The sequence below is a fragment of the Mammaliicoccus sp. B-M6 genome, from assembly GCF_022386965.1.
Classification (GTDB): domain Bacteria; phylum Bacillota; class Bacilli; order Staphylococcales; family Staphylococcaceae; genus Mammaliicoccus; species Mammaliicoccus sciuri_A.
Window position 1 is genome coordinate 1 of the sequence record NZ_JAJNHJ010000004.1, and the last position, 24976, is coordinate 24976.

The window sequence follows — 24976 nt, forward strand, 5'->3', positions numbered from 1 at the left end:
GTATCGTCGCCTTGGTAAGCCGTTACCTTACCAACTAGCTAATACGGCGCGGGTCCATCTATAAGTGACAGCCGAAACCGTCTTTCACTATCGAACCATGCGGTTCAAAATATTATCCGGTATTAGCCCCGGTTTCCCGGAGTTATCCCAGTCTTATAGGTAGGTTACCCACGTGTTACTCACCCGTCCGCCGCTAACATCAGAGAAGCAAGCTTCTCATCTGTTCGCTCGACTTGCATGTATTAGGCACGCCGCCAGCGTTCATCCTGAGCCAGGATCAAACTCTCCATAAAAGAAGTAAGCTTGATAAGCTCATTTTTGATTGGTTAAGCCAATCACTCTGAAGTACTTTCAGTACTCAATTATTGGAATTAACGTTGACATATTGTCATTCAGTTTTCAATGTTCATTTTAATCGCTACAAGAAACAATTATACTAGTTATTAAATATCAAGTCAAGTATTATTTTTAAAAAATAATAATTTGTTTTGTTCGGTTTGACTCAGCTTTTCAAGTGGTCGTTTCCGTTTCAATCAACTTGCATAATTTATATTACATTGTTATTTAGTTAATTTCAAGCGTTAAATTTACACTTTATTAACCTTTTTAACAATCGTTTTATTTTGCGATGTCTGTCTGTTTTGACGACTTTTATATAATATCAAGATATATACTATACGTCAACGATTTATATAAACAAAATTGTGTATTATTTCGCTTTATTAGGGACTATATATTTTAATAGAAATTATGCTATACTTTATCAGTATTAATAAGTATGGAGGGAATAGATTTGAAGCTATTTCGCAAAAAACCTACTAGTAAAATAAATAGAATTAGATCTTTTGCATTAGGATTAATCTTCTTAGGTATGATTGTTATGTACATAGGTGTATTCTTCTTTTACTATTTTAAGAGCCAAATTGTATTTAGTATATTCTTAGTTTTAGGAATGTTAGCTCTTGGTCTTTCATTTATAGTTTACTTTTGGATTGGCATGTTGAGTTCTCGGACTATACAAGTGCAATGTCCAAACTGTGATCATTATACAAAAATGTTAGGACGAGCAGATATTTGTGCTAATTGTAATCAACCTCTTACATTAGATAAGAATTTAGAGGGTAAAGCCTTTAATCAAGATTATAATAATAAGCGCAAATCTAAGAAACTAGAAGAGCAGCAAACTGAAGAACATACTGAAGAAAAGAAAAAAAGCTAAAGGCATCCGCCTTTAGCTTTTTGTTTTATTTATTCTTGTTTTGACATTCTGGACAAACACCATATATTTCCATTCTGTGGTGCGTTACTGAAAAACTAGTGACATGTTGTGCCAATTGTTCTACTTCATCTAATCGTGGATAATGAAAATCAGATATCTTACCACATTGATCACAGATAATATGATAGTGATTATGTGTTTCAAAATCAAAACGACTTGAAGCGTCACCGTATGTTAATTCTTTAACAAGCCCAGTTTCTTTAAAAACTTTTAAGTTATTATAAACTGTAGCAACACTCATATTTGGAAATTGTGGTGAAAGTGACTGATAAATTTCATCAGCAGTAGGATGACTATCTGTTTCGATTAAATATTGAAGTATCGATTGACGTTGTGGTGTAATTCTAACACCAGTACTTCTTAAAGTACCAATTGCATCGTCTAACATATGTTCAACATTCTCAATATTTTTTTGCATCCTTACACCCACCTTCTAATTTATAATGATTATTATTTATAATATATCCCTTTTAGTAGCATTTTGTCAAACAATTAATCAGTATCCCGCTTCTGAGTTAACAATGTTTATTAACTTATCTGACTCATCATTTTCAATATGTTTGAGATTTTCAATTAGAATATCTGTACTTCTCTTTAAATTGTTAAGATCATTACCTGTAATATGAGCTGTGATAAACACATTATCTAAATCATATAGTCTAGAATTTTCAGGTAATGGTTCCTCTTCAAATACATCTAAAGATGCATATCTAATTTCTTTACTATCCAATGCTTCATATAAGACACTTTCTGATACGACAGTACCTCTACCTACATTTATAAAATGTGTATCTTCATTCATATGTTTAAAGTCTTCTTTCTGTAATAAATGTATCGTATCTTCTGTTTCAGGTAATACATTCACAACAAAGTCAGCTTTATGATATACATGACGTCTTTCTTCTATAGAATAAACTTCATCAAACCCAGGAACATCATGTCCAGTTATATTTATACCAATAACCTTCATATTAAATGCTTTAGCAACTTCAGCAGTTCTTTGCGGAATCTTGCCTGTACCTAAAAATAGAATCGTCTTTTCATTTATTGAATCAGGTTTAAGCTTATGATTAAATTCACGTTTCTTTTGAGACTCATATGAAGTACTGAATAATTTAATATCATTTAGAATATATGCAAAAATAAATTCAGCGATTTGAATGGCGTGTACCCCTCTTGCATTAGTCAGTTTAATTCCTCTATCTTGAATATAACCTAGAGGTAATTGATTCACCCCTGTAGCAAACCATGTGATTAGTTTGATATTCTTACATTTATCTAAAAATGAAGGATTCACTTCTCCATGATAACTAACTAATACATCAACATCTTCTAAATCTTCATCACGTGCTTCATTCGGATGCTTATAAAATTTAAAATCTACATTAGGAAATGTTTCTTTTAGTCTCTCTTCTTGTTCTTTTAGCCTCATTAAAGTAACGACTTTCATTTATATCATTCCTTTATAAAGTTTTTTAAGTCTTCAATCTGAGTTTTAACTTTTACTTTGTCAATTTTATGTATGACAGTACCTTCTTCATCTAACACAAAAGTCGTTCTAACAATCCCCATTGATTCTTTACCAAATGATTTCTTCAATTGATATACCCCTACTTCTTCAGAAAGCTTATAATCTTCATCTACTAGTAAATCAAAATTCAAATTATGTTTATTAGAAAAATTAGCATGTTTCTTTTCACTATCTCCACTAATACCATAAACTTTCGTATTTAATTCATTAAAATCTTCTAAATTATCTCTAAAATCACATGCTTCTGTCGTACATGTCGGTGTGTTATCTCTAGGGTAAAAATAAACAACGACTTTAGATCCTTTTAAGTCCTCATTACTAATTAATTCACCATTTTGATTCTTTAACTTGAAATCCGGAAATTTTTCACCAATTTGTATCATATTTTACACTCCTTATAAACGATAGATGTTTAATTTTATGATACGATATAAATGAAAATAATTAAATTAAAAGAGGTTGATAATATGGAATTTACAAAAAGTGAGTACTTACAAACACTTTCAAATGAATATATTCTTGGTGGTGTCAATTCACCATCTCGTTCATATAAAGCTGTAGGTGGTGGCGCACCTTTAGTTATGCAAAAAGGTAAAGGTGCGTATTTTTACGATGTTGATGGCAATAAATATATTGACTATCTTCAAGCATATGGACCAATCATAGCTGGACATGCACATCCACATATAACGGAAGCTATAAAAGCTGCAGCTGAAGATGGTGTATTATTCGGTACACCTACTGAATATGAAATTACGTTTGCTAAAAAACTACGAAATGCTATTCCATCATTAGAAAAAATTAGATTTGTAAACTCTGGTACTGAAGCTGTTATGACAACAATTAGAGTTGCACGCGCTTATACTAAGCGAGATAAAATCATTAAATTCGCTGGATGTTATCACGGACATTCTGACTTAGTGCTTGTTGCTGCAGGAAGTGGCCCATCTCAACTTGGCACACCTGATTCTGCTGGTGTACCGAAAAGTGTAGCACAAGAAGTTATTACAGTTCCTTTTAATGATATAGATTCATTTAAAGAAGCTATGAAACATTGGGGCGATCAAGTTGCTGGTGTTTTAGTAGAACCAATCGTTGGAAACTTTGGTATGGTTGAGCCTAAAGAAGGCTTTTTAGAAGCAGTAAATGAAGTAACACATCAATACGGTGGTTTAGTTATTTATGATGAAGTTATTACAGCATTTAGATTCCATTACGGTGCTGCACAAGATTTATTAGGCGTTTATCCTGACTTAACTGCATTTGGTAAAGTTATTGGAGGCGGCTTACCAATCGGTGCATATGGTGGACGTCAAGAAATCATGGAACATGTTGCACCACTTGGTCCAGCATACCAAGCAGGTACAATGGCGGGTAACCCACTTTCAATGAGAGCTGGAATTGCTTTATTAGAAATATTGGAACAACCTGGTGTTTACGATAAATTGGATCAATTAGGTCAACAATTAGAAGAAGGTTTATTGGAATTAATTAAAAAGCATAACGTTAAAGCAACAGTTAATCGAATCAAAGGTGCTTTAACACTTTACTTTACAGACGAAAAAGTTGAAAACTATGTTCAAGCGGAAAATACTGACGGTGAACAGTTCGCAAAATTCTTTAAGTTAATGTTAAATCAAGGTATTAATTTAGCACCTTCTAAATATGAAGCATGGTTCTTAACAACTGAACATACTGAAGAAGACATAAATCAAACATTAAATGCAGTTGATTACGCTTTCTCTCAATTATAAACTTGAAAAGTTAGCCAAAACGTTGTATAACCAATATATACTAGGCTTGTGATATTTGTTACAACCCTGTTTTAAAAACAAAAAGGAATGGTTCTATGAAATTTGGGGCAAGAATATTTAAAACTGGTATCGCGATTGTCCTAGCAATATTTATAGCTAATTTACTCCCAGGACCGGCAATGATAACATCAATAGCTGGTGTTGCTGCAATGGTCGCCATGCAACCAAGTGTCTATCGTTCGTTCAAAACGATTGTAGAACAATTTCAAGGTAATGTTATTGGTGCGATTACAGCTGTTGCCATATTCTCTATATTTGGTAACAATGTTGTATTTATAGGCTTAACAGCGATTATCATTATTTCAATACTTTACAAATTTAATCTACAACATGTTTCTAACTTAGCAGTTGTAACAGCTTTAATCATACTTGGACATCACGAAGGAGATTTCTATATCTCTGCGTTCTATCGTTTCGTCTTAGTTATGATTGGTGTGTTAAGTGCTTTCCTTGTTAACTTTACGTTTTTACCACCGAAATTCGAAACTAAAATGTATTATAACTCACTTAATATTTCTACTGATATATTTAAATGGTTTAGATTAGTGTTAAATAGTACAACTGAGTTTCACTACGTAAAGCAAGATTTAGAAACAATCAGAACACGTATCGTAAAGCTTGAACAATTTTATTTATATTATAAAGAAGAAAGAGCTTACACTAAGAAACAAGCTTTTAGTCAAATGCGTAAGAAGATTCTTTTCAAAGAGATTATTGCATCAACACGTAGAGCATATGAAGTATTAAGGAAAATGAATCGTTACGAAAACGATATTCATAACTTAAATGATGATCTCAAAGTACAAATGAAGTTTGAACTGGATGAACTGATGGCACAGCATGAACAAATATTAGTAAGGATATCACAAAAAGCTAAACACGAAATTGATCAAGTTCCTGATTATTTAGTAGAACCTTATAAAGAAGATTTAATGGAAATATTCATTAAAGATATTATGGAAAATCCTGATCAAGAAGATTACTATATTGAGAACGTCATGCAAGTTATTTCAGCAATGTTAGATTATAAAGCGACTATTTTACATTTAGACAAATTATCTTCTAGTTATTTCAAATTTCATCCAGAAGATAGCGACATACAAATTGAAGATGAAGATTTTGATTTATAAAAGTAGACCTGAACAGATAACTGTTCAGGTCTATTTTTAATTCTCTTTATATATGGTTTTTTTATATTGATTAACATTCATGACATTTCCATTAGCACTTCTATATAATAAATGGTTTTCATTTATTTGATTAGGACTTTTCACACCTACTGCTGCTGCTAAATTAAATAACCCTTCATGTAAACTCACAATATAATTTGAAACTCTGTATTCTTTTTCTGATACAACTAAAGCAGATTCTTTTTTTGGATCTGTAGTAGCTACACCTACTGGACAATTATTTGTATGACATTGTTGAGCCATAATACAACCTACATTAATCATTAAACTTCTTGCTACATTAACGAGGTCTGCACCTAACGCTAAAGCAATAGCAATTTGATCAGGTGTGATAAGTTTTCCAGATGCAAATACTTTCACTTTATCCCTTATTTTAAATTTTTTAAGTTCTACATCTAATATTGGTAATGCAGAAAATAATGGCAAACCAACTGTATCGACAAGTTCTTGATAAGTCGCACCTGTTCCACCTTCTCCACCGTCGACTGTAATAAAATCAGGAATAATGTTTGATGATACCATTTCATGTATTAATTTCTTTAAATCATTTATGTTTCCGACAACTATTTTTATGCCAACTGGTTTGTCAGATAGTTCTCTTAACCTCTGTACAAATTGTAACAACTCTTTATTATTATGAAGAAATTCAAACCTATTAGGTGAGTTAACTGTTTCAAAAGGCGTTACATTTCTAATTTCAGCAATTTCTTCTGTTACTTTTGCCCCTTCAATATGTCCACCTCTCGTTTTGGCACCTTGCGCTAACTTTAATTCAAATGCCTTCACTTGTTTCATGTTAGCTTTTTCAAAAAATTCTTTCTCATCAAAATTCCCTTCTTTATCTCGAACGCCAAATAAACCTGGTCCTATTTGAAAGATGATATCACAATCTCCACTTAAATGATGATTGCTTAATCCTCCTTCTCCTGTATTCATCCATGAACCGCTTCTGCCCAAACCTTTTGACAATGCAGTAATTGCATTTTTACCTAGTGCACCATAGCTCATACCTGATTGTCCAACCAACCTATTAACGATAAATGGATGTTTTAAGTCACCACCTATAATTATCTGGTTATCTGTTGTTAATTTATATGGATCAACATCTTTTTGTTTTTGTTCTTCTTTACGATCAAAAAGTCCTTCATTAGAAATTTCATAGATAAAAGTAGACATTTGTTCATCTTGGTTAATTTCTAATTCGTCATGGTCTACTGGAAACATTGTATTTTGTAAATAAAATCCTGGCTCTTCAAATTTTCTCAACGACCCAAAACTTTCGATTCTATTTTTATATTTACCTGGCATGACGATATTTAAATATTGTTTTCTTGAAAATGGTTTTCCAGCATTATCATTTAATATTAAATACTGTCTAAGTTCTGGTCCTATACTTTCTAAAAAGTATCTCACTCTACCAAGTACAGGGTAATTTCTTAATACACTATGATGCTTTTGCCTTTTATCTATAACATACAAAGAAATACAGGCAATAATACCACCAATAATGATGACAAAGAATAAAATATTCACAATCAATTGTAGTATGCTTAAAAAAGTCATAAAAATTCCCCCTCAGTCTATCTCTATTAAATTAATAATAGCATAGAATGAGGGGGTGTTGTAATTTTACCCGAACGATTGAATATTATATAAGTTGTAATAACTTCCTTGTGCTGCCATTAATTCTTTGTGTGAACCAACTTCTTCAATTTGTCCATTTTGAATAACAACTATTTTATCCGCATGTGTAATCGTTGATAATCTATGCGCAACGATTAAAGTCGTTCTTTCAGTACTTAATATTTCAAGTGCATCTTGGATGATTTTTTCACTTTCTAAATCAAGTGCACTCGTCGCTTCATCAAGTACTAACACAGGAGGATTATTCAAGAATATTCTTGCAATAGATACTCTTTGTTTTTGTCCACCTGATAATTTCACACCACGTTCGCCGACTTCTGTATCATAACCATTTGGTAATGACATAATAAAGTCATGTGCATTTGCTTTTTTACTTGCCTCTATAACTTCTTCGTCAGTTGCATTTGGTTTTCCTAATAAAATATTTTCTTTAATAGAATCAGAGAATAAAATATTATCTTGCTCAACCATACCTACTTGATTTCTGAGACTTTCAGTTGTGAAATCTTTAACGTTATGATTATCAATACTAATGCTACCTTTCGTCACATCATAGAATCTTGGCAGTAAACTAATAAGTGTTGATTTACCGCCACCACTCATACCTACAAATGCGACCGTTTCACCTTTATTAATATCTAAGTTAATATGTTTGAGCACTTCATCTTCATAATCATTATATTTAAAAGATACGTCATCAAACGTAATGTGCCCTTCTTTAATGACAATGTCTCGTGCGTCATCTTCATTTTTGACATCATATTTTTCATCAAACAAATGAAATACTCTGTCCATTGAAGCGATACTTTGCGTTAAAGTTGTAGATGATGAAACCAATCTTCTTAAAGGTCCGTATAACTGTTCAAGATATGCTACAAATGCTGCTAATGTCCCAACAGTTAAATTCCCTTGAATAACAAGAAAACCACCGATACCTACTACCAATAATGGACCAATATCTGTGACTGTATTAATAACTGCAAATGATTTGGCATTCCATTTCGTATGATCAGTTGCTTTAGTTAAGAAGTTTTGGTTCCTTTTATCAAATCGTTTTTCTTCATTTTTTTCTATAGCAAAACTTTTTATAACAGACATCCCTGAAACACGTTCATGAAGAAATCCTTGAAGTTCTGCTAAACTTTGCGATCTTCTTCTCGTTAAACTACGTAATTTTCCGAAGAAGTAATAAATACTAAATATAAATACTGGGAAAATCGCAATTGCCGTAAATGTTAATTTAATATCTAAAACAAACATAATACTTAATGCGATGACGATTGTTACTAAATCTAACCAAACATTCATAAGTCCTGTAAGGATAAAGTCTTTAGTTTGTTCAACATCATTAATTACTCTTGATATAACTTCCCCTGCTTTATTATTAGCATAAAATCTTGAGCTTAATGCCTGTAGATGTGTGTATAATTTTTTACGAATATCATACAGAATTTTATTAGATGTCCATTGTGCTAAATATTGTCTGAAGTATTCTATAGGTGGTCTTAGTACAACAAATATAAATCCCATAATTAACATTGCATATGTTAATTTTTCTGTTTTTTGTCCAATTGATAGTGCACCATTATTAATGACATCATCGATTACATATTTAATCAGTAATGGAAGTAATAATGGGATACCAAATTTCAAAATTCCAATGATAATCGTACCTACAATATGCCATTTGTATGGTTTTACAAATTGTAAATACCTTTTAATCATTATTGTTCCCCCAATCTTAGTCCAAACGAAACAGCCTAGCTTTAGCTAGGCTGTGATATTTTCATTCTCAAGAATTACGTCTATCAATTGAATGAAATCTTTCTTGCCAAACTTTAATAAAGTCTGGCGCAAATGGTCCTTTCTTGCGTTCAATCCATTGTTGTAGAATATCAACATTTCTTCTAAGTATTACATCAATGTCTTTAGGATAATTCATTTGTTTCATATGTTGTTTATATTCATCTTCATCCAACAAATGATATTTGCCGCTTGGATAAACTTTAATGTCTAAATCATAATCGATATATTTAATCGCTTCTTCATCACAAACAAATGGTGATGATAAATTACAATAATAATAAACACCGTCTTCGCGGAACATACAAATGACGTTAAACCAATATTCTGAATGGAAATAAACAATCGCTGGTTCCCTTGTTACCCAAGTTCTACCATCACTTTCTGTTACGAGTGTACGATTATTCCCACCGATAATAACATGACTCGTACCTTTAAGAATTGTTGTTTCAGACCACACACGATGTATATTACCATCATGTTTATAACTTTGTATTTTAATTACTTGGCCTTCTTTTGGTATGGATTCTTTGACCATGTTCCACACCACCTTTTAAATATTTACCAAGTTATTATATCATATTTAAATAAATAAGCTAAAATTATGTTTCTTGTCATTATCCATTGAGCTGATTAAAAATTTTACTCATAGATGTTGAAAATGATAACTGGTCTTTTTCTTCTTTTTTTATCCATTTATATGGGTAATTAAAATCACTTTTTTGAGTATGCGCTCGGTATACATTCATATTCCATGTCATATGTGTAAAAACATGCTTAGTTGTAAATTCAGGCGTTTGATCGATATCCATGACTGCATCTAATGTTTCTTCAATGCTGTGTATACTTTCATCAGCTTCAAACATTGGAAATTCCCACATGCCATTTAATAATTTTGTATCTCTTTGGCGTACTAATATCTCGCCAGAACGATTCGTGATATATAATACGTTAAAATCAATTGTCTTTTTCTTTATTTTTTTCTTTTTAACTGGTAATTCATCCACTACACCATTAGCAAATGCATAACAATGTTTTTGAACAGGACACATAATACATAAAGTCTTTTTAGGTGTACAAATGGTTGCTCCTAATTCCATCATTGCTTGATTAAAATCTCCTGAATGGTCTTCTACAAATGGCTGTAATTCATCTTCATATAATTTTTTCGTCTTCGGTGCAGCTATATCACTGTCATTACCAGTCAATCTACTCCACACTCTTAACACATTACCATCAACTGCTGGTATCGGATGATTATGCACGATACTCATAACTGCTGCATTTGTATATGGTCCAACACCTTTTAACTTTTTAAAATCATCAGGGTTATCTGGTACTAATCCGTGAAAACTATGGTGAACTTCTTTAACCGCTTCTTGAAAATTTCTAACCCTAGAATAATAACCTAAACCTTCCCAATATTTAAGTACATCTTCTTCGTTTGCTTCACTCAAACTTTCTATAGTTGGGAAACGCTCAATAAATGCTTTGTAATATGGTCGAACCGTATTAACCTGTGTTTGTTGCAACATTACTTCACTTAACCAAATATAATATGGATTTGATGTTTCTCTCCACGGCATTTGTCGTTTATTTTTATGAAACCAATTAAGCAAATCGTCTTTAAATTGTTTCGTTTCTATCATTTATGACACTACTTTCTTGTGAATTGCTTTCAGATTACTATGCATATGCTATATAATATATATCATATAGATTAAAGTAAAGTGGTGATTTTTATGGATACTGGTACACACGTTGTCATGGGTGTTGCGTTAACTGGTCTTGCGACATTAGATCCACATGTTACACCTACATTTGCTGCAGTGGCAACTGGTATAATGGTTGGATCACAAATACCTGATATTGATACAGTATTAAAATTAAAAAATAATGCGATATATGTTAAAAACCATAGAGGTATCACTCATTCTATACCTTTTACATTATTATGGCCTTTAATATTAACGTTTCTAATATTCGTTATCTTTCCAGGAGTAGATGTCTTGCATATTTGGTTATGGACGCAATTTGCCGTATTCTTTCATGTTTTTGTAGATATTTTTAATTCATATGGTACACAGGCGCTTAGACCGATATCTAATAAATGGATTCAATTAAGTATTATTAATACGTTTGACCCCATTATCTTTGTAGCACACTTAGTTGCCATACTGCTCTGGACACTCGGTGTTAATGCTGGCATTGCCTTTGGTACATTATACTTCTTGTTAATATTCTATTATATTGTGCGATTTATATTACAAAAAGCGATAAAAGACCAAGCTTTAAAACAAATACAACAAGAAGATAATCCCGTTAAAATATTTGTTGCACCGACAATACGATTTATGGAATGGCGAATTGCTATTCAAACTGAAACACATGATTATGTTGGACGTAGTTATGGTCGTAACGTAGCATTTAATGATGTATTCAAAAGACAAGCATTCCCGAATGACCATATAATGGCTTATGCTAAATATGATGAGAATTTAAGATCTTTCTTAAGTTTCAGTTCTATTTATCGATGGGAAGTTACAAGAATAGATAAAAAAACAACAGAACTAAGATTTATTGATTTAAGATATTTGAAGAATGGTCATTACCCATTTGTAGCTATACTACATTTAGATGATGATATGAAAGTGACAAACTCATATATCGGCTGGGTATTTACCGAGGAGAAATTAATGAAAAAACTTGAAGCATAGAAACACAAATAAGGCTGAGACGGTTAGATCGTCTCAGCCTTATTTTTTATTTAAAGTATTCAGTTTTATAAGCTTTATTAATATTGATCCAAGCTAAATAGATAAATGCTACTTCAAAATAGAACAGAATATGATATGGCAAATTCGTAACGGATGCGTTACCTAACACCATTGATTGTTGGAACCCATTAATAATATAGAATAATGGATTGAGTTTTAAAACATTAACCCAAACTGCATACATATTATTAGGTACGTACAATATCGGTACGACAAATAATAATACAATCAATAATCCGAAAACGATAAACCGTGCAGAATATACATATTTACCAAACACACCAATAATCGATGCTACTGGTACAAGTAATATGTATGCCATTACTAAATAATAGAAAAATCCTAAATGGTTAATTTCGATTAAATTTGATGTCGAAAATGTTGAAACAATCCCAATAAGCGTTACAACAATCAAGAATATGATCATTGTTAAAAATACTTGTGAAGAAGCGCCAACATAGTACGGTACTGATAATCTATTATAAAGTGCCCCTTGTTTTCTGACTGTCTTTTCAGAATTAAAAAGTGATAAAAAGACCCACATGTAAGCGAAAAAGCCAATCAACTTATAATAAGACGTTGATTGTTGTACATCTATCGCATCAGTAATCCATAACTTCAAATATGTGAAGATCAATAATACTAACATGATAGCAAAAGCAGATACATAATATTTATAATGAGTTTTAACTTCATAGAAGCAATATTTAAGCATATGTGGAAAATGTTTAATATGTTGTTCAAATAATTCGTTCATATTGACCTCCTATAATTGTATAAAAATCCATTTGTTTTCTGCTAAGTCTGCTATCATAAAGCCATCTCTTGATTTAACGACCCAAGTGTCACTTGAAATATTGTATTTCTTAACTAATTTAGCTTTGTTTTTCATATCAAATGTAAAACCAGTTAATTGATTGTCACTGTTGAAAACCATATGTACTTTTTGGCCTTCCATTTGTTCATTAAATCGGTTTGCTTTATCAGCTGTAATGGTCTCAGAAACTTTCTTATGTGATTTATGCATAAAGCTGTTATAAAAATCAATATAATTTAAATAACTATCATCAACATAATCTTCTAAATCTGACCAATCAACGTCTTCATATAGTCCTGCCGGATTGAAAAAGTACAAGTTATTCTTTTTAGAGATATAAGTCTTGTCATCTACTTCAAGTCTATAATTAGATTGATTTTCACCTGTTACATCTACAAAACTATATTGAGGTAATTTCAACTTTGAGCCTTTGGATGAAGGTGTGAGTTCTGTATCATGTTTTAGCGATAGGACATAAGCTGACTTATCTATGTATTTAGGTTCACTATTTGTTGTGATGACCTGTTTTGATGTAACTTCTTTTTCTGTAGGAGAGCTCCCTACACCTATAAACATAAATAGTGCTGCTAATGTAGCACCAAAGATAAATGTTAAGCCATAAAATATCATTTTCTCAATAGATTTCGGCACTCTACCGTATTGATATTTACGCATTCTTTTATAACCTTCGCCGTGCGCTATAGGAAGTTCTTGCTGAGACATCTTCCATTTAAGATCGTAAAGTTCTTTTTGGTCTTTATCTTGAATTTGATTATATTTCTTATGATATTCTCGGTAATGACCTAATACTTCTTTAACGGTACCTTCTTTTCTAACTTGACCATAAGTTAACCAGATAAGATAGTTACTCATCTTCTCAATTGAGTGTATATGGTCATCGATTACGACAGCAGCACGATCATATTCTTTTTGTTCATTTAAAAATTCATGGAACTTCTTCTGAAATGATTCGTCTAAGTATTGAATGATATTAGTAAAAATTGCAACGGTAGGTCTCATATATTTGGCTATACTAACTAATAATTGAGCATATTCCGCTTCATTAATATCTTGGCACGTCTTTGAAGCTTTATCCGATAATTTAGCAAAGCTTAATATTTGTCTTTGAATCGTCGTAATGTCTCTAATTTCTACACCGGATAAACTCAAAGTACGAATAATCATTTCATTCAATGTTTGATGATCATCAGCTTTATGCCTAACATCCGCTAAAAATGTTTGCGCATGATTTGTTACTTTACCTAAATTAGGTGCAACTTCTTTAATCATTAATTTACTGATCATTTCTTTACCAGACTGATCATCGCCGATAATGCCCAGCACTTCACCTCTATAAAGATGCACGGTAACATTTTTAAGTACAATGTCCTTGTTAAGGTGCTTTAACTTAAATAATGATTTAAATTTATTCTGTTCTTTACTTATATAATAATATTTAGTTGCGTTAACAACTCTCAGTAATATTTGCTGTGTCATTCTGCACCACCATTATAGTTGTAGAAGACTTACAGGAATGCCTTCTTCAATTTTTGATCCTTTTAATCTAAATCCCCAAGCAAATACACCATTAATGCGTTCTACTTTAAAGTAACTAGGTGTGTCACCTATTAAGCCATATACTTTTCCTACTTCTATTTTTGAAGTGTCGACAAGGTAACTTTCTGCTATGAGCGCTTTTCTCTTATATACTTCATATTCATTTAGTATACCCATCATTTCTGATTTTCTCATCTTTTCGCGATATTCAGCAATTGCGTTTTTTAGTTCATATTCTGTCATTTCAACAAATTTTTTATCATTATTCATCTACAATACCACTTTCTACTAATTTGTCATTAATCATTTCAAATGTATACCCTTTTCTTACGAGTGCTTGAATAACATGTGACTTAAGTTCATATCCATTATATTTCTTTTGATATTTATTATATACCTTTTCCAAATCTTTCATCAAAATATTTTCAACATCATCAGATGTCGGTTCAATATTCAAATCTGTTAGATGTTCATTGATTAATGAAAAAGCATAGCCTCTTTGTTGAAGTGTTTGGACAATCGTTTGTTTTAAACGGTTAGGAGGTTGTTTCTTTTTTTGCATAATCTTTTTTGCGATATTCGGAATTCGATCTTCCGACATTTCCATTTCAAACTTTTCTTTGAATTCGTATACTAAATCTTGTTCTATACCTTTTTCTTTAGCTACTCTTTCAAAATGGTCAGGACCTTTATCCGTTGTTTTTAAAATGGTGTTTTTTAAACTTTCAATATAATCTTTATGGTCTATGTATTTATTAGATTGACAATACTCTATCACTCTATCAATTAAGTCACTGCCATATTCTTTGTCAGTTAAATATTTTTCTACTTCATATTTCGTACGCTTTTTATGAGATAAATAGACAATCGCTTGATTAAGTGCCTGTCTATATTGATCGTAGTCCTTAATTTCTTGTAACTTACTTTTTGTAATTTCTAAATCTTTTCTTAAATTAAAGTAGATGTATGTTGCTTGATCAATACCCATTTCAAATTCATTATTAATAAATAAATTTAAACGTTCTTTGTTTTTCTTTTGTACTTCAAGTTTAGTTATTTTAAGCATTTTACATCCCTCCACACATATATATAGGATACAATAAAACACACTGAGTTTAAAAGTTTAATCTCTTAACTCAGTGTGTTTATTATTGATTTAATTCATTTATAGCTTCAGTATACTCTGATTCAGTAATATAATTCTGTTGTTTCATTTTTTCAAGTGTTGTTTTGATACGTGTCATATAACTATCACTAATATTATTAATATCAAAATTGGATGGTGCATTTACGACACTAGCTAAAATTGCACTTTGTAATACCGTTACTTGAGGAAGGTTTGGATTATTTTTATCGACTGTCGCACCGAAGTAATAATTTGCCGCTTCCTCAATCGTATAATTATTTTGACCGAAATAGATATTATTGACATAATAACTCAAAATATCATTCTTACTATATTTATCTTCAACACGTTTCGCCACAAACATCTCTTTCACTTTTCTTGTCAGTTGCGTTTCATTCGTATAGAAATAGTTTTTAACGACTTGTTGTGTAATCGTACTTCCACCTTGTGTAAGTTCACCATTTTTCAAACTTACAGCAAGCGCACGTGATACACCTCTTAAGTCAATTCCATCATGATCATAAAATCGTTTATCTTCAACTGCTACAAAAGCATTTTTAGTATAATCAGGCATATCTTCAACTTGAACATAAGATTGTTTATCTTCAATTTTTACTAAATCATCAACATCAGATGTTCTTGACCACATATACATAACTGCTAAATAAAAAACAATCGAAAGTATAATAAGTATTGTTACAAGACCAAATAGCTTTGAAATTCTTTTTCTCTTTCTCGGCTGTACAGGTTCTTGATAATAATGTTGATATCTTCTATATTGAACTTCTTCTGAATTAGGTTGTGGTATTTCATTCTTCTTATTCTTAAATAGCCCCATCTGTATTCTCCCTTATTCATATTTCTTACATCATTATAGCTTGTAATAATGAATTTAAACACTTCTTTTTACTGAAAAACAACAAAATCAGTCCTGAGTCTTATTTATAAGTATAACTTTTAGCGTATTTGGGTATAGATAACGATAAGGAGGAATTTTAAATGGCAAAAATTAAAGCAAACAAAGCACTCGTACAAGTCTTAAAGAATTGGCAAATTGACCACGTATATGGCATACCTGGTGATTCAATAGATAAAGTCGTAGATGCACTTAAAACAGAAGAAGATAACATTAAATTCTATGATGTAAGACACGAAGAAGTTGCAACTTTAGCTGCTAGTAGTTATGCCAAATTAACAGGCAAGATAGCAGTAGCATTAAGTATTGGTGGTCCTGGCGCAATACATATGTTAAATGGTATGTATGACGCTAAAATGGATAATGTCCCTATGCTCGTTTTAGCAGGTCAAACAGATTCGAAATTATTGGGCACGAAATTCTTCCAAGAAGTTAATTTGACAGCCCTATTCGAAGATGTAGCCGTTTATAATAAACAATTAGAATCAGCTGAAAATGTACATGAAATTGTAGATGAAGCTATCAAAACTGCATATGCTAAAAAAGGCGTTGCAGTATTAACGATTCCAAGTGATGTTCTAGGTGAGAAAATTGAAGACAATGTCCCTAGAGAAACGTATAAATTTGAAAATGCAGTAACTTACGCTAAAGATGAAGATGTTAAAAAAGCTGCAGAACTTATAAATAAAAGTGAAAAACCGGTCGTCCTAACTGGTGTTGGTGCTAAAGATGCTAAGGAAGAATTACTTAACTTCTTAGATCATATCGATGCACCTGGTTTAATTACATTACCAGCAAAAGGTATCATACCGGATAAACATCCTAATTTCATGGGTAACTTAGGTAAAATTGGTACTAAACCAGCATTTGAAGCGTCTAAAGATGCTGATTTATTAATTTTAGTTGGTACGAATTATCCATATGTAGATTATTTACCTGATAAGGATATACCATGTATACAAATTGATATTAATCAAACAAATATTGGCAAACGTTTTAATGTCGATGTCGGCTTAATAGGCGATACAAAAAATGTATTAGCTGCTTTAACAGAAGCATCTGAAAAAGTAACTGGTCGTAAATTCTTAAAAGCATGCCAAGAAAATATGAAAGCATGGAACAGATGGTTAGAAGAAGATAGAAATAATGACAGCAAACCAATCAGACCAGAATTACTAATGTCTGAAATCGAAAAAATTTCAACAGATGACACAGTATTTTCAGTTGACGTCGGCACTTCAACAGTATGGAGCACACGATATTTACAACTCGGTCACAACCATAAATTTATCACGTCATCTTGGTTAGGTACGATGGGCTGTGCATTACCAGGAGCGATTGCAAGTAAAGTCGCAAATCCAGATAAGCAAGCAATTGCTATCACTGGTGACGGTGGATTTGCAATGGTTATGCAAGACTTCGTTACAGCGGTACAATATAAACTACCAATTATCGTCGTCGTATTAAATAACCAAGAATTAGCATTCATAAAATATGAACAACAAGCAGCTGGTGAGTTAGAATATGCTATTGATTTAGGCGATATCGACTTTGCTAAATTTGCAGATAGCTGTGGCGGTATAGGCTATAATGTTGTAGATGTAGAAGATATCGCCCCTACACTTGAAAAAGCTAAAAATGCAAATAAACCTGTAGTTGTAAACGTAAAAGTAGATCCAGATGCTGCCCCATTACCAGGTAAAATAATATGGGACGAGGCAAAAGGATATGCAAAATTCGAAATAAGAACAGCATTAGAAGAAAACAGACTCGAAAAAATGCCATCACTCAAAACACTAATAAGAAGATTCTTCTAATAAAAATAAAAAAGCAGTGAAGTTTATGACGAACTTCACTGCTTTTTCTATTGGGTTAAAATTAAGTATTTTCAATAAAATTTTTAAAATAGCGTGCTGAGATGTGGAATTTTGTAAATTGTGATGGGAGTTGTTAAGTGCATTTTTAGGAATTGTAGTAATTAGAACGCTGTAACTTCCATTATTCTGAATTCTGGTAATTAGCTAACTCATCTAAATCTAAATATAGAATTTCTTATACCTTTTACCTATACTTTTGAAGTTTTGTTCACATACTCTTCGAATTGTAGTTTTACTATTCCCTCCTAACCACCATACTGCTTCGGTGATTGTGAATGGCTCTTGTTTTAAATAATACAGTTCTTGCAAATTATATTCATAAAGATATTTTTTATCCATGACAGACTCACAATATTGGCATGTACATTTCTGTTTGTCTTATTCAATTTTTACTGTGAACATGCGATGACATCGAGGACATTTGATACCTGGCTTGATTTGTTCAAACGGTATTGTCACACCTTTACTGTATTGTGCATCAAATGAATTTCTTACTGATAATAGTTTCTGTTTAATTCTTATATTTTCTGATTGATTTTGATTTTTAAAAAGTTGGGTAATGGAGCCTAATTCTGAGGGTAAGATAACTTGATCTTTTAATATGTTTCTATTTTTAAAGTTAAAGTAAGGATTGGTAAAGACTAATTTTGAAATGACGGGTTTACCAATTTCTAGATAGTGACATAGTTTATTGAATTCATTTCTAGCTCGTTCCATTTGTATGAACGGTGAGGTAAATGAACTTCCAAAATTATTTTTTAACAACGTGTCTTCTAAATAATAAATGCCTTTATAATTCTTTATCTCGAATAAATATATTGCATAATCATCGATGACGATTGTATCTATTTGAACTTGACTATTGTATGCAAATTGAAAGTCATTCAAATATACGATATCCGTAACACAATCTAAAATGGCACTAAAATAATTTTCGCCATCGTTTCCACTTGATTTATTTTGGATTGATTTCAAAATATTTTCGGTTAATTCAGCGCGCCCTATTAATGATTGAAAATACTTTGTATCATGCTTACTTTCCATAAACCACGCTCCTTACATATTATAAAAAAATTATATAATAGCCTGCACAAAAAAACCACTCACTATAAAAGTGAGTGGCTCATCAAAGCATCTATTGAAGCAATGCAAGTGATTCACGGTTAAAGTCTTCTAAGTCGTCTGGAGTTCGACTTGTGACGATGCCATTGTCAACGACTACAGATTCGTCAACGACTTTTGCACCTGCATTTTGTAAGTCTTTTCTAACTGACAAGAAACTAGTAACAGTTCTGCCATTTAATAAATCTGTATCAATTAATAATTGAGGTCCGTGGCAAATTGCAAATGAAGGTTTTTCATTTTGTACGAAATGTTTAACAAATTCGCCAAAACGTCCTTGTTCATCTCCACGTAATAAATCTGGTGAAAATCCGCCAGGAATTAAGACTGCATCATAATCTGCAGCATTTGCTTCATCAATACCAACTTCTACTGTAACTTTTTCGCCTTTTTTACCAGTGATTTCTTTACCTTTTTCTTCACCAATAATAACAACTTCATGTCCAGCATCAGTTAATGCTTTTTGTGGACTTGTTAATTCAACGTCCTCGAATAAATCTGTTACAACTGCTGCTACTTTTTTACTCATAATATCAATCTCTTCCTTTCATAGTATGTCTAATATTTATATACCACTTTTGAAAGGTTTTAAACTTATTTTGCAACTAATTTTGCTACGACTTCTACTTGTGCTGTTTGTGGAAACATATCAATAGGTTGCATGCTTACGACTTTATATTTTTTAGATAAGTGTGCTAAATCTTTCGCTAAAGTTGATGGATTACAACTTGTATACACAAATGTTTTTGGATGAACGGATTTAATAAGTTCAACAGCTTTAATACCTAATCCAGTTCTTGGCGGATCAACTGTTATCACGTCTGGTTTAAAGCCTTCTTTAATCCATTTATCCATAACTTTATATGCATCACCAACTTCATAGTGTACATTATGACGATTATTGAGTTCAGCATTTTTCTTAGCGTCATCAATACCTTCTTTAATGATATCCATACCTCTTACTTCTTTCGCATTTTGAGAAAGCCAAATACCTATTGTACCTGTTCCGCAAAATGCATCTACAACTGATTCATTACCTGTTAAATTCGCTTGAGCTTCAATTTCACCGTACATTTTTGTAGCTTGTTCCGGATTTAATTGGAAAAATGAATCTGGCGATAAATCATAATAGTATTGACCAAGCGTTTCTGTAATTTGTTGTTTACCACTTACATGAATTGTTTGACTGCCTAGTACTCGTGATGTCTTCTCTTTATTAATATTGATGGATAAACTTTCAACGAAAGACAAATTCATGATTTGATCAATAAGAGACTGATTATACTTCAATTGATCATCCGTACAAACTAACGTAACTTGTATTTGTTGACTATGCTTTGCCACTCTCGTAACAATATATCTTAGCCCTTGTTCTTTATTTGGATTTCTACATACTTTAACTTGTAAATTCATCAAAATATTTCTCAGTTCATTCGTAACTTGAATCGTACGTTTGTCTTGAACTGGACATTTTTTAATATCAATTAATTGATGACTGTCTTTTTCATAAAGGCCTGCAATGAGTTGATTTCCTTTCTTCTGAACAGGAAATTGATTTTTATTACGGTATCCCCAAGGATTATCCATACCGATTGTAGGTTTTACAATTTTTGTTGGGATATTTTTTGCATATTTAGTTAACGCATCTTTTACAATTTGTGATTTGAATAAAAGTTGCGCATCATAATTTAAATGTTGCAGTTGGCATCCACCACAAATATCATAAACTTTACATTTAGGTTTAACCCTTTCTTTACTACGTTCACGGATTTTGACTACTTTCGCTTCTATAAAATTTGGTTTCGCTTTTACGACTTGGACAAGTCCAACTTCTCCCGGCAATAAACCTTCTACAAATGTTATCTTCTTCTTATAATAGCCAATACCTTCACCATTAATACCTAATCGTTTGATCGTTAAAGGAAACTTCTGTCCTACTTTTACTGAAACATTCATCTATGGTCACCATTAATCATGCATAGCTTGAACTTTTTTCTCAAGTTCATCAAGCAAAGCAATCCATTCATCTACATCAGATACTTCCATATCTTCAGGATTCATTGCTTCCATTTCATCTAAAAAGTCTGATAACCTTTGTTTGATTTCATTAAGTGATGTTTTTTTACTCATTTTAATACTCCTTTATTTTTAATAATATTATTATGAATGATAACAAGTATAAAAACAATCATAAATCAGTATTGGAAAATTTGATAACAAGTGTTACGCTCATAGATAGGAAAAAAATCAGAAAGAAGGATATATCATGATATACGACTTGAAAAGTCCTATTTCAATAAAAAACGACCCGTGGGAGGCCTATAACGATATAGACGAACACGGTTCATTACAACTGAGTAATATAGAATTTACAACGACTACACTCTGTAATATGCGTTGTGCACATTGTGCAGTAGGTTATACGTTACAATTACGAGACCCTGACACATTACCGATGGATTTAATTTTAAAGAGACTTGATGAAGTCCCTCATTTAAAAACAATCTCAATTACTGGCGGAGAACCAATGTTCAGTAAAAAATCAATTCGAGAAACTGTCGTTCCTTTATTAAAATATGCACACAAACGAGGCATTTACACGCAAATGAATTCTAATTTAACGTTACCACTTGATCGTTATTTAGAAATTGCTGAGTATATTGATGTTATGCACATTTCACATAACTGGGGAACAATCGATGAATTCAGTGAAGTTGGTTTCCATGTAATGGACAAGAAACCTCCTTTAAAAGTAAGATATCGACTATACGAACAAATGATTCAAAACTCTGCCACACTATCAGAACAAGGTATGTTTGTATCTGCTGAAACGATGTTAAATAAAAGTACTAAACCTTATTTACAAAAAATCCATAATGAAATTGTTCATGATATGAAATGTAGTCGTCATGAAATACATCCTATGTACCCTTCTGACTTTGCAAGTCAGTTAAATATTATGAGTTTAGATGAAATGAAAGATACTATTCATGAGATTTTAGACTTTAGAGATGAAGATACTTGGATGTTATTTGGAACGTTACCTTTTTACCCTTGTTTCATGAATGAATCAGACCAAAACTTATTATCTAGATTAAAATCATCTAAAAATGTAAGTTTAAGAAATGATCCAGATGGAAGAAGTAGATTAAACGTAAATGTATTTTCTGGAGATGTAATCGTTACAGACTTCGGCGATGAAACAGGATCTATCGCAAATATTAAACAAGATAAACTTGAAGATGTTTATCAAACATGGATGAATTCATCTTTAGCAAAATCACTTAACTGTCACTGTCCTAAAGTGAGATGTTTAGGTCCAAATTTACTCGTAAAAGATATGTACTATAAAGATGTCGACTTTAAAGCAAACGAATTAAGAATGAATCAATAATATAATAAAGGGCTAGGACAACAATTGTTGTCCTAGCCCTTTATTTAAATTAGATATATAGTTTTGTAGACATGAATTCTAATGTTTTCTTACTTTCTTTTCTTCTTTCTTGGCGTAGTTTCACTCTATCTTGCGCACTTTCATAGAACCATTTTTCATCATCTGTTTCAGGATATATTGCTGGAACTTCTGCTTTATTTCCTTCTTTATCTAAAGCTACAAATGTTAAAAAGCTATACGCTGCTAAATGTTTCTTTTGATTAATATTGTCTTCACTAATGACTTTTACGCAAATCTCCATAGATGATTTACCTGCATAAGTGACAAAAGAAACTAACGATATCACTTCACCTGTTCCGATTGGTTGTAAGAAGTCTACTGAATCCGTAGATGCTGTTACAACTGAGTTCCCACTATGTCTCATCGCTGCGATTGCTGCGATTTCATCAATTTCCGCCATTAATTTACCACCGAACATCGTATTGTGGTGATTTGTGTCCTCTGGAAATATTTGAATGGATTTGACACTTCTTGATTCTTTCATTGGTTTCTTCGTTTTCATATTATAACCCCGTCCAGTTTTGCTTATTTTTATTGAAAAAAATAGCCAGGTTTCCCTGGCTATTCATTCTTATTAATGATAATGTTCCTCATCATCAAAGACTTTCTTCTCTAGTGCTTCTTCAGCAGTATCAATTCGTACAGACTCTCTACTATCGAATGTTTGAACAAGATACATCATTAATGCACCGCCAAATGTAAAAATTGCGAACACAAATGCGATCATTACACTCCATTCCATTGGTGTACTCATGATATCCCCTCCTTTGAATGGCTATAAAGACTTTATTTATCTTTATTATACATGATGTATTCTTAAATGGCTATCTTTTAAAATGCCCAATTACCATCTCTAAATACTGGTTCTTTTTCACCATTTTCCAAAATACCATCAATTGATAAATCTTTGCTACCAATCATAAAGTCAACATGTGTTGTGGAATCATTTAAACCATTTTCAGCTAATTGTTCAGCAGTCATATCTTTGCCACCTTCGATACAAAATGCATAAGCAGATCCTAATGCAATATGACAAGAAGCATTTTCATCAAATAATGTATTATAGAATAACGTGTTCATGTTAGAAATTGGTGAATCAACAGGTACTAATGCTACCTCACCTAGTCGTTTTGAACCTTCATCTGTTTCTAGAATCGATTTCAAAATTTCTTCACCAACACCTGCTTTGTAGTCTACTACTTCACCATCTTTAAATGTTAAAGTAAAGTCATCAATAATATTACCTGAATAACTTAAAGGTAATGTATTACTTACTGTTCCATTAACACCATTTTTATGTGGTGCAGTAAATACTTCTTCAGTAGGCATATTCGCTACAAAGCTGTTGCCTTTTGAGTTTACAGAACTAGCACCCGACCAATATTGACCGTTTGGTAATTCAATTGTTAAGTCAGTACCTTCTGATTTGTAATGCAATGCTTTATATTTTTTGTTATTTAAATAATCTGCTTTTTCATGTAATAAGTGATCATGTTCTTCCCAAGCTTTCACTGGGTCTTCTTGATCAACTCTTACTGTTTTTAAAATTGTTTCAAGTAATTTATTGACCGCTTCATCATCACTTAATTCAGGGAACATCATTTTAGCCCAACCAACCGATGGATATGAAGCTACACACCAACTCATGCGATCACTTTGAACAGCAACCATATAGTCTTTAAATGCTTTTCCGTTTGCTGCCATAGATTTGCGAATTTTATTAGGATCAGCATCTTTCAAACTATCTGGACTAGATGAAACAATTGATAAGAACGCTGCTTTTCTATCTAAATAATCCATTTTTTCATCAATATCATATTGTTTAACATTCTCAAAAAATGATTCAGGTTCATATTGATATTTAAGCTGTGCAATTCTATCATCTTTGTAACTAACTTTTACGTCTTCTGCCCCTATTTTGTATGCTTCCTCAACAACTAAATGTACAAATTCACTTGCATCAATTGAAGCTTGAATATATACAGGCTCTTTTTCCTGAACATTCAAACCAACTTTAACTAATAACTCTGCATATTTTTGAAGCTGTTTTTCATAACCCATTTGTTTAA

The 24976-nt window shown here is 31.9% G+C and carries 25 protein-coding genes and 1 rRNA gene; 6 read left to right on the forward strand and 20 right to left on the reverse strand.

Annotation, left to right across the window (positions count from 1 at the left end; genetic code table 11):
* Window positions 1-293: ribosomal RNA gene (locus tag LQ693_RS02120) — 16S ribosomal RNA — on the reverse strand; the annotation flags it as partial.
* 485 nt (window positions 294-778) lie between these two features.
* On the opposite strand from LQ693_RS02120, the gene LQ693_RS02125 reads away from it, so the two are divergent.
* A complete protein-coding gene (locus LQ693_RS02125) occupies window positions 779-1219 on the forward strand; it encodes a YgzB family protein (RefSeq protein WP_037590543.1) in 441 nt (146 codons plus the stop codon).
* A gap of 25 nt (window positions 1220-1244) precedes the next feature.
* On the opposite strand, the gene perR is transcribed toward LQ693_RS02125, so the two are convergent.
* The 3 genes from perR to bcp all read right to left on the reverse strand — a co-directional run bounded on the left by perR (window position 1245) and on the right by bcp (window position 3193).
* The gene (perR, locus tag LQ693_RS02130) at window positions 1245-1697 is read right to left on the reverse strand and encodes a peroxide-responsive transcriptional repressor PerR (protein ID WP_239743611.1); all 453 of its coding nucleotides are present in this window, start codon (window positions 1695-1697) and stop codon (window positions 1245-1247) included.
* 78 nt (window positions 1698-1775) lie between these two features.
* Window positions 1776-2729 (reverse strand): phosphoglycerate dehydrogenase, encoded by a 954-nt coding sequence (locus tag LQ693_RS02135; RefSeq protein WP_107590906.1) that lies wholly within the window; start codon window positions 2727-2729, stop codon window positions 1776-1778.
* A 5-nt stretch (window positions 2730-2734) separates the two neighbouring features.
* A complete protein-coding gene (gene bcp, locus LQ693_RS02140; RefSeq protein ID WP_037590541.1) occupies window positions 2735-3193 on the reverse strand; it encodes a thioredoxin-dependent thiol peroxidase in 459 nt (152 codons plus the stop codon).
* 84 nt (window positions 3194-3277) lie between these two features.
* On the opposite strand from bcp, the gene LQ693_RS02145 reads away from it, so the two are divergent.
* Both LQ693_RS02145 and LQ693_RS02150 read left to right on the forward strand, forming a co-directional pair.
* Window positions 3278-4564, forward strand: a complete 1287-nt coding sequence (locus LQ693_RS02145; protein WP_107572617.1) for a glutamate-1-semialdehyde 2,1-aminomutase — start codon at window positions 3278-3280, stop codon at window positions 4562-4564.
* Between the two features lie 95 nt (window positions 4565-4659).
* Window positions 4660-5754, forward strand: a complete 1095-nt coding sequence (locus LQ693_RS02150) for an FUSC family protein (protein WP_103361888.1) — start codon at window positions 4660-4662, stop codon at window positions 5752-5754.
* 36 nt (window positions 5755-5790) lie between these two features.
* Here LQ693_RS02150 and LQ693_RS02155 read toward each other — a convergent pair whose 3' ends face one another.
* The 4 genes from LQ693_RS02155 to mutY all read right to left on the reverse strand — a co-directional run bounded on the left by LQ693_RS02155 (window position 5791) and on the right by mutY (window position 10910).
* Window positions 5791-7377 (reverse strand): FMN-binding glutamate synthase family protein, encoded by a 1587-nt coding sequence (locus tag LQ693_RS02155; RefSeq protein WP_119494904.1) that lies wholly within the window; start codon window positions 7375-7377, stop codon window positions 5791-5793.
* 66 nt (window positions 7378-7443) lie between these two features.
* Window positions 7444-9183 carry an ABC transporter ATP-binding protein gene (locus tag LQ693_RS02160; RefSeq protein ID WP_103360895.1) on the reverse strand — a complete coding sequence of 580 codons (1740 nt, stop codon included), beginning with the start codon at window positions 9181-9183 and terminating at the stop codon, window positions 7444-7446.
* 67 nt (window positions 9184-9250) lie between these two features.
* Complete coding sequence (gene ntdP / locus LQ693_RS02165; RefSeq protein WP_025907189.1) at window positions 9251-9799, reverse strand: nucleoside tri-diphosphate phosphatase; 549 nt, start codon at window positions 9797-9799, stop codon at window positions 9251-9253.
* A gap of 79 nt (window positions 9800-9878) precedes the next feature.
* A complete protein-coding gene (mutY, locus tag LQ693_RS02170) occupies window positions 9879-10910 on the reverse strand; it encodes an A/G-specific adenine glycosylase (protein ID WP_107596604.1) in 1032 nt (343 codons plus the stop codon).
* Window positions 10911-11003: 93 nt separating this feature from the next.
* On the opposite strand from mutY, the gene LQ693_RS02175 reads away from it, so the two are divergent.
* Window positions 11004-11978 carry a metal-dependent hydrolase gene (locus tag LQ693_RS02175; RefSeq protein WP_103360893.1) on the forward strand — a complete coding sequence of 325 codons (975 nt, stop codon included), beginning with the start codon at window positions 11004-11006 and terminating at the stop codon, window positions 11976-11978.
* Between the two features lie 46 nt (window positions 11979-12024).
* Here LQ693_RS02175 and LQ693_RS02180 read toward each other — a convergent pair whose 3' ends face one another.
* The 5 genes from LQ693_RS02180 to sgtB all read right to left on the reverse strand — a co-directional run bounded on the left by LQ693_RS02180 (window position 12025) and on the right by sgtB (window position 16376).
* Complete coding sequence (locus LQ693_RS02180) at window positions 12025-12795, reverse strand: ABC transporter permease (RefSeq protein WP_239703051.1); 771 nt, start codon at window positions 12793-12795, stop codon at window positions 12025-12027.
* Window positions 12796-12804: 9 nt separating this feature from the next.
* Complete coding sequence (locus LQ693_RS02185; RefSeq protein WP_107565626.1) at window positions 12805-14352, reverse strand: ABC transporter ATP-binding protein; 1548 nt, start codon at window positions 14350-14352, stop codon at window positions 12805-12807.
* A gap of 12 nt (window positions 14353-14364) precedes the next feature.
* Window positions 14365-14682 (reverse strand): YfhH family protein, encoded by a 318-nt coding sequence (locus tag LQ693_RS02190; protein WP_025905625.1) that lies wholly within the window; start codon window positions 14680-14682, stop codon window positions 14365-14367.
* Window positions 14675-15478 carry a recombination regulator RecX gene (gene recX, locus LQ693_RS02195; protein WP_107572622.1) on the reverse strand — a complete coding sequence of 268 codons (804 nt, stop codon included), beginning with the start codon at window positions 15476-15478 and terminating at the stop codon, window positions 14675-14677. Before recX ends, LQ693_RS02190 begins: the two co-directional genes overlap by 8 nt.
* Window positions 15479-15560: 82 nt before the next feature.
* Window positions 15561-16376 carry a monofunctional peptidoglycan glycosyltransferase SgtB gene (gene sgtB, locus LQ693_RS02200; protein WP_103360890.1) on the reverse strand — a complete coding sequence of 272 codons (816 nt, stop codon included), beginning with the start codon at window positions 16374-16376 and terminating at the stop codon, window positions 15561-15563.
* Window positions 16377-16537: 161 nt separating this feature from the next.
* Here sgtB and LQ693_RS02205 point away from each other — a divergent pair, with 161 nt between their 5' ends.
* Window positions 16538-18271 (forward strand): pyruvate oxidase, encoded by a 1734-nt coding sequence (locus LQ693_RS02205; RefSeq protein ID WP_119475432.1) that lies wholly within the window; start codon window positions 16538-16540, stop codon window positions 18269-18271.
* Window positions 18272-18709: 438 nt separating this feature from the next.
* On the opposite strand, the gene LQ693_RS02210 is transcribed toward LQ693_RS02205, so the two are convergent.
* From LQ693_RS02210 to LQ693_RS02225, 4 genes are all read right to left on the reverse strand, one after another.
* Window positions 18710-19375 carry a nuclease-related domain-containing protein gene (locus LQ693_RS02210; protein ID WP_119475430.1) on the reverse strand — a complete coding sequence of 222 codons (666 nt, stop codon included), beginning with the start codon at window positions 19373-19375 and terminating at the stop codon, window positions 18710-18712.
* Between the two features lie 91 nt (window positions 19376-19466).
* Window positions 19467-19982 carry a type 1 glutamine amidotransferase domain-containing protein gene (locus LQ693_RS02215; RefSeq protein WP_025905630.1) on the reverse strand — a complete coding sequence of 172 codons (516 nt, stop codon included), beginning with the start codon at window positions 19980-19982 and terminating at the stop codon, window positions 19467-19469.
* Window positions 19983-20047: 65 nt separating this feature from the next.
* Window positions 20048-21409 (reverse strand): 23S rRNA (uracil(1939)-C(5))-methyltransferase RlmD, encoded by a 1362-nt coding sequence (gene rlmD / locus LQ693_RS02220; RefSeq protein WP_103360887.1) that lies wholly within the window; start codon window positions 21407-21409, stop codon window positions 20048-20050.
* 12 nt (window positions 21410-21421) lie between these two features.
* The gene (locus LQ693_RS02225; protein ID WP_049320382.1) at window positions 21422-21583 is read right to left on the reverse strand and encodes an SE1561 family protein; all 162 of its coding nucleotides are present in this window, start codon (window positions 21581-21583) and stop codon (window positions 21422-21424) included.
* Between the two features lie 136 nt (window positions 21584-21719).
* On the opposite strand from LQ693_RS02225, the gene yfkAB reads away from it, so the two are divergent.
* Complete coding sequence (gene yfkAB, locus LQ693_RS02230; RefSeq protein ID WP_103360886.1) at window positions 21720-22847, forward strand: radical SAM/CxCxxxxC motif protein YfkAB; 1128 nt, start codon at window positions 21720-21722, stop codon at window positions 22845-22847.
* 49 nt (window positions 22848-22896) lie between these two features.
* On the opposite strand, the gene LQ693_RS02235 is transcribed toward yfkAB, so the two are convergent.
* From LQ693_RS02235 to LQ693_RS02245, 3 genes are all read right to left on the reverse strand, one after another.
* Window positions 22897-23409 carry an acyl-CoA thioesterase gene (locus tag LQ693_RS02235; RefSeq protein ID WP_103360885.1) on the reverse strand — a complete coding sequence of 171 codons (513 nt, stop codon included), beginning with the start codon at window positions 23407-23409 and terminating at the stop codon, window positions 22897-22899.
* Between the two features lie 72 nt (window positions 23410-23481).
* Window positions 23482-23661, reverse strand: a complete 180-nt coding sequence (locus LQ693_RS02240; protein WP_048540679.1) for a hypothetical protein — start codon at window positions 23659-23661, stop codon at window positions 23482-23484.
* A gap of 77 nt (window positions 23662-23738) precedes the next feature.
* Complete coding sequence (locus LQ693_RS02245) at window positions 23739-24968, reverse strand: aminopeptidase (protein ID WP_107565622.1); 1230 nt, start codon at window positions 24966-24968, stop codon at window positions 23739-23741.
* Window positions 24969-24976 lie beyond the last annotated feature (8 nt).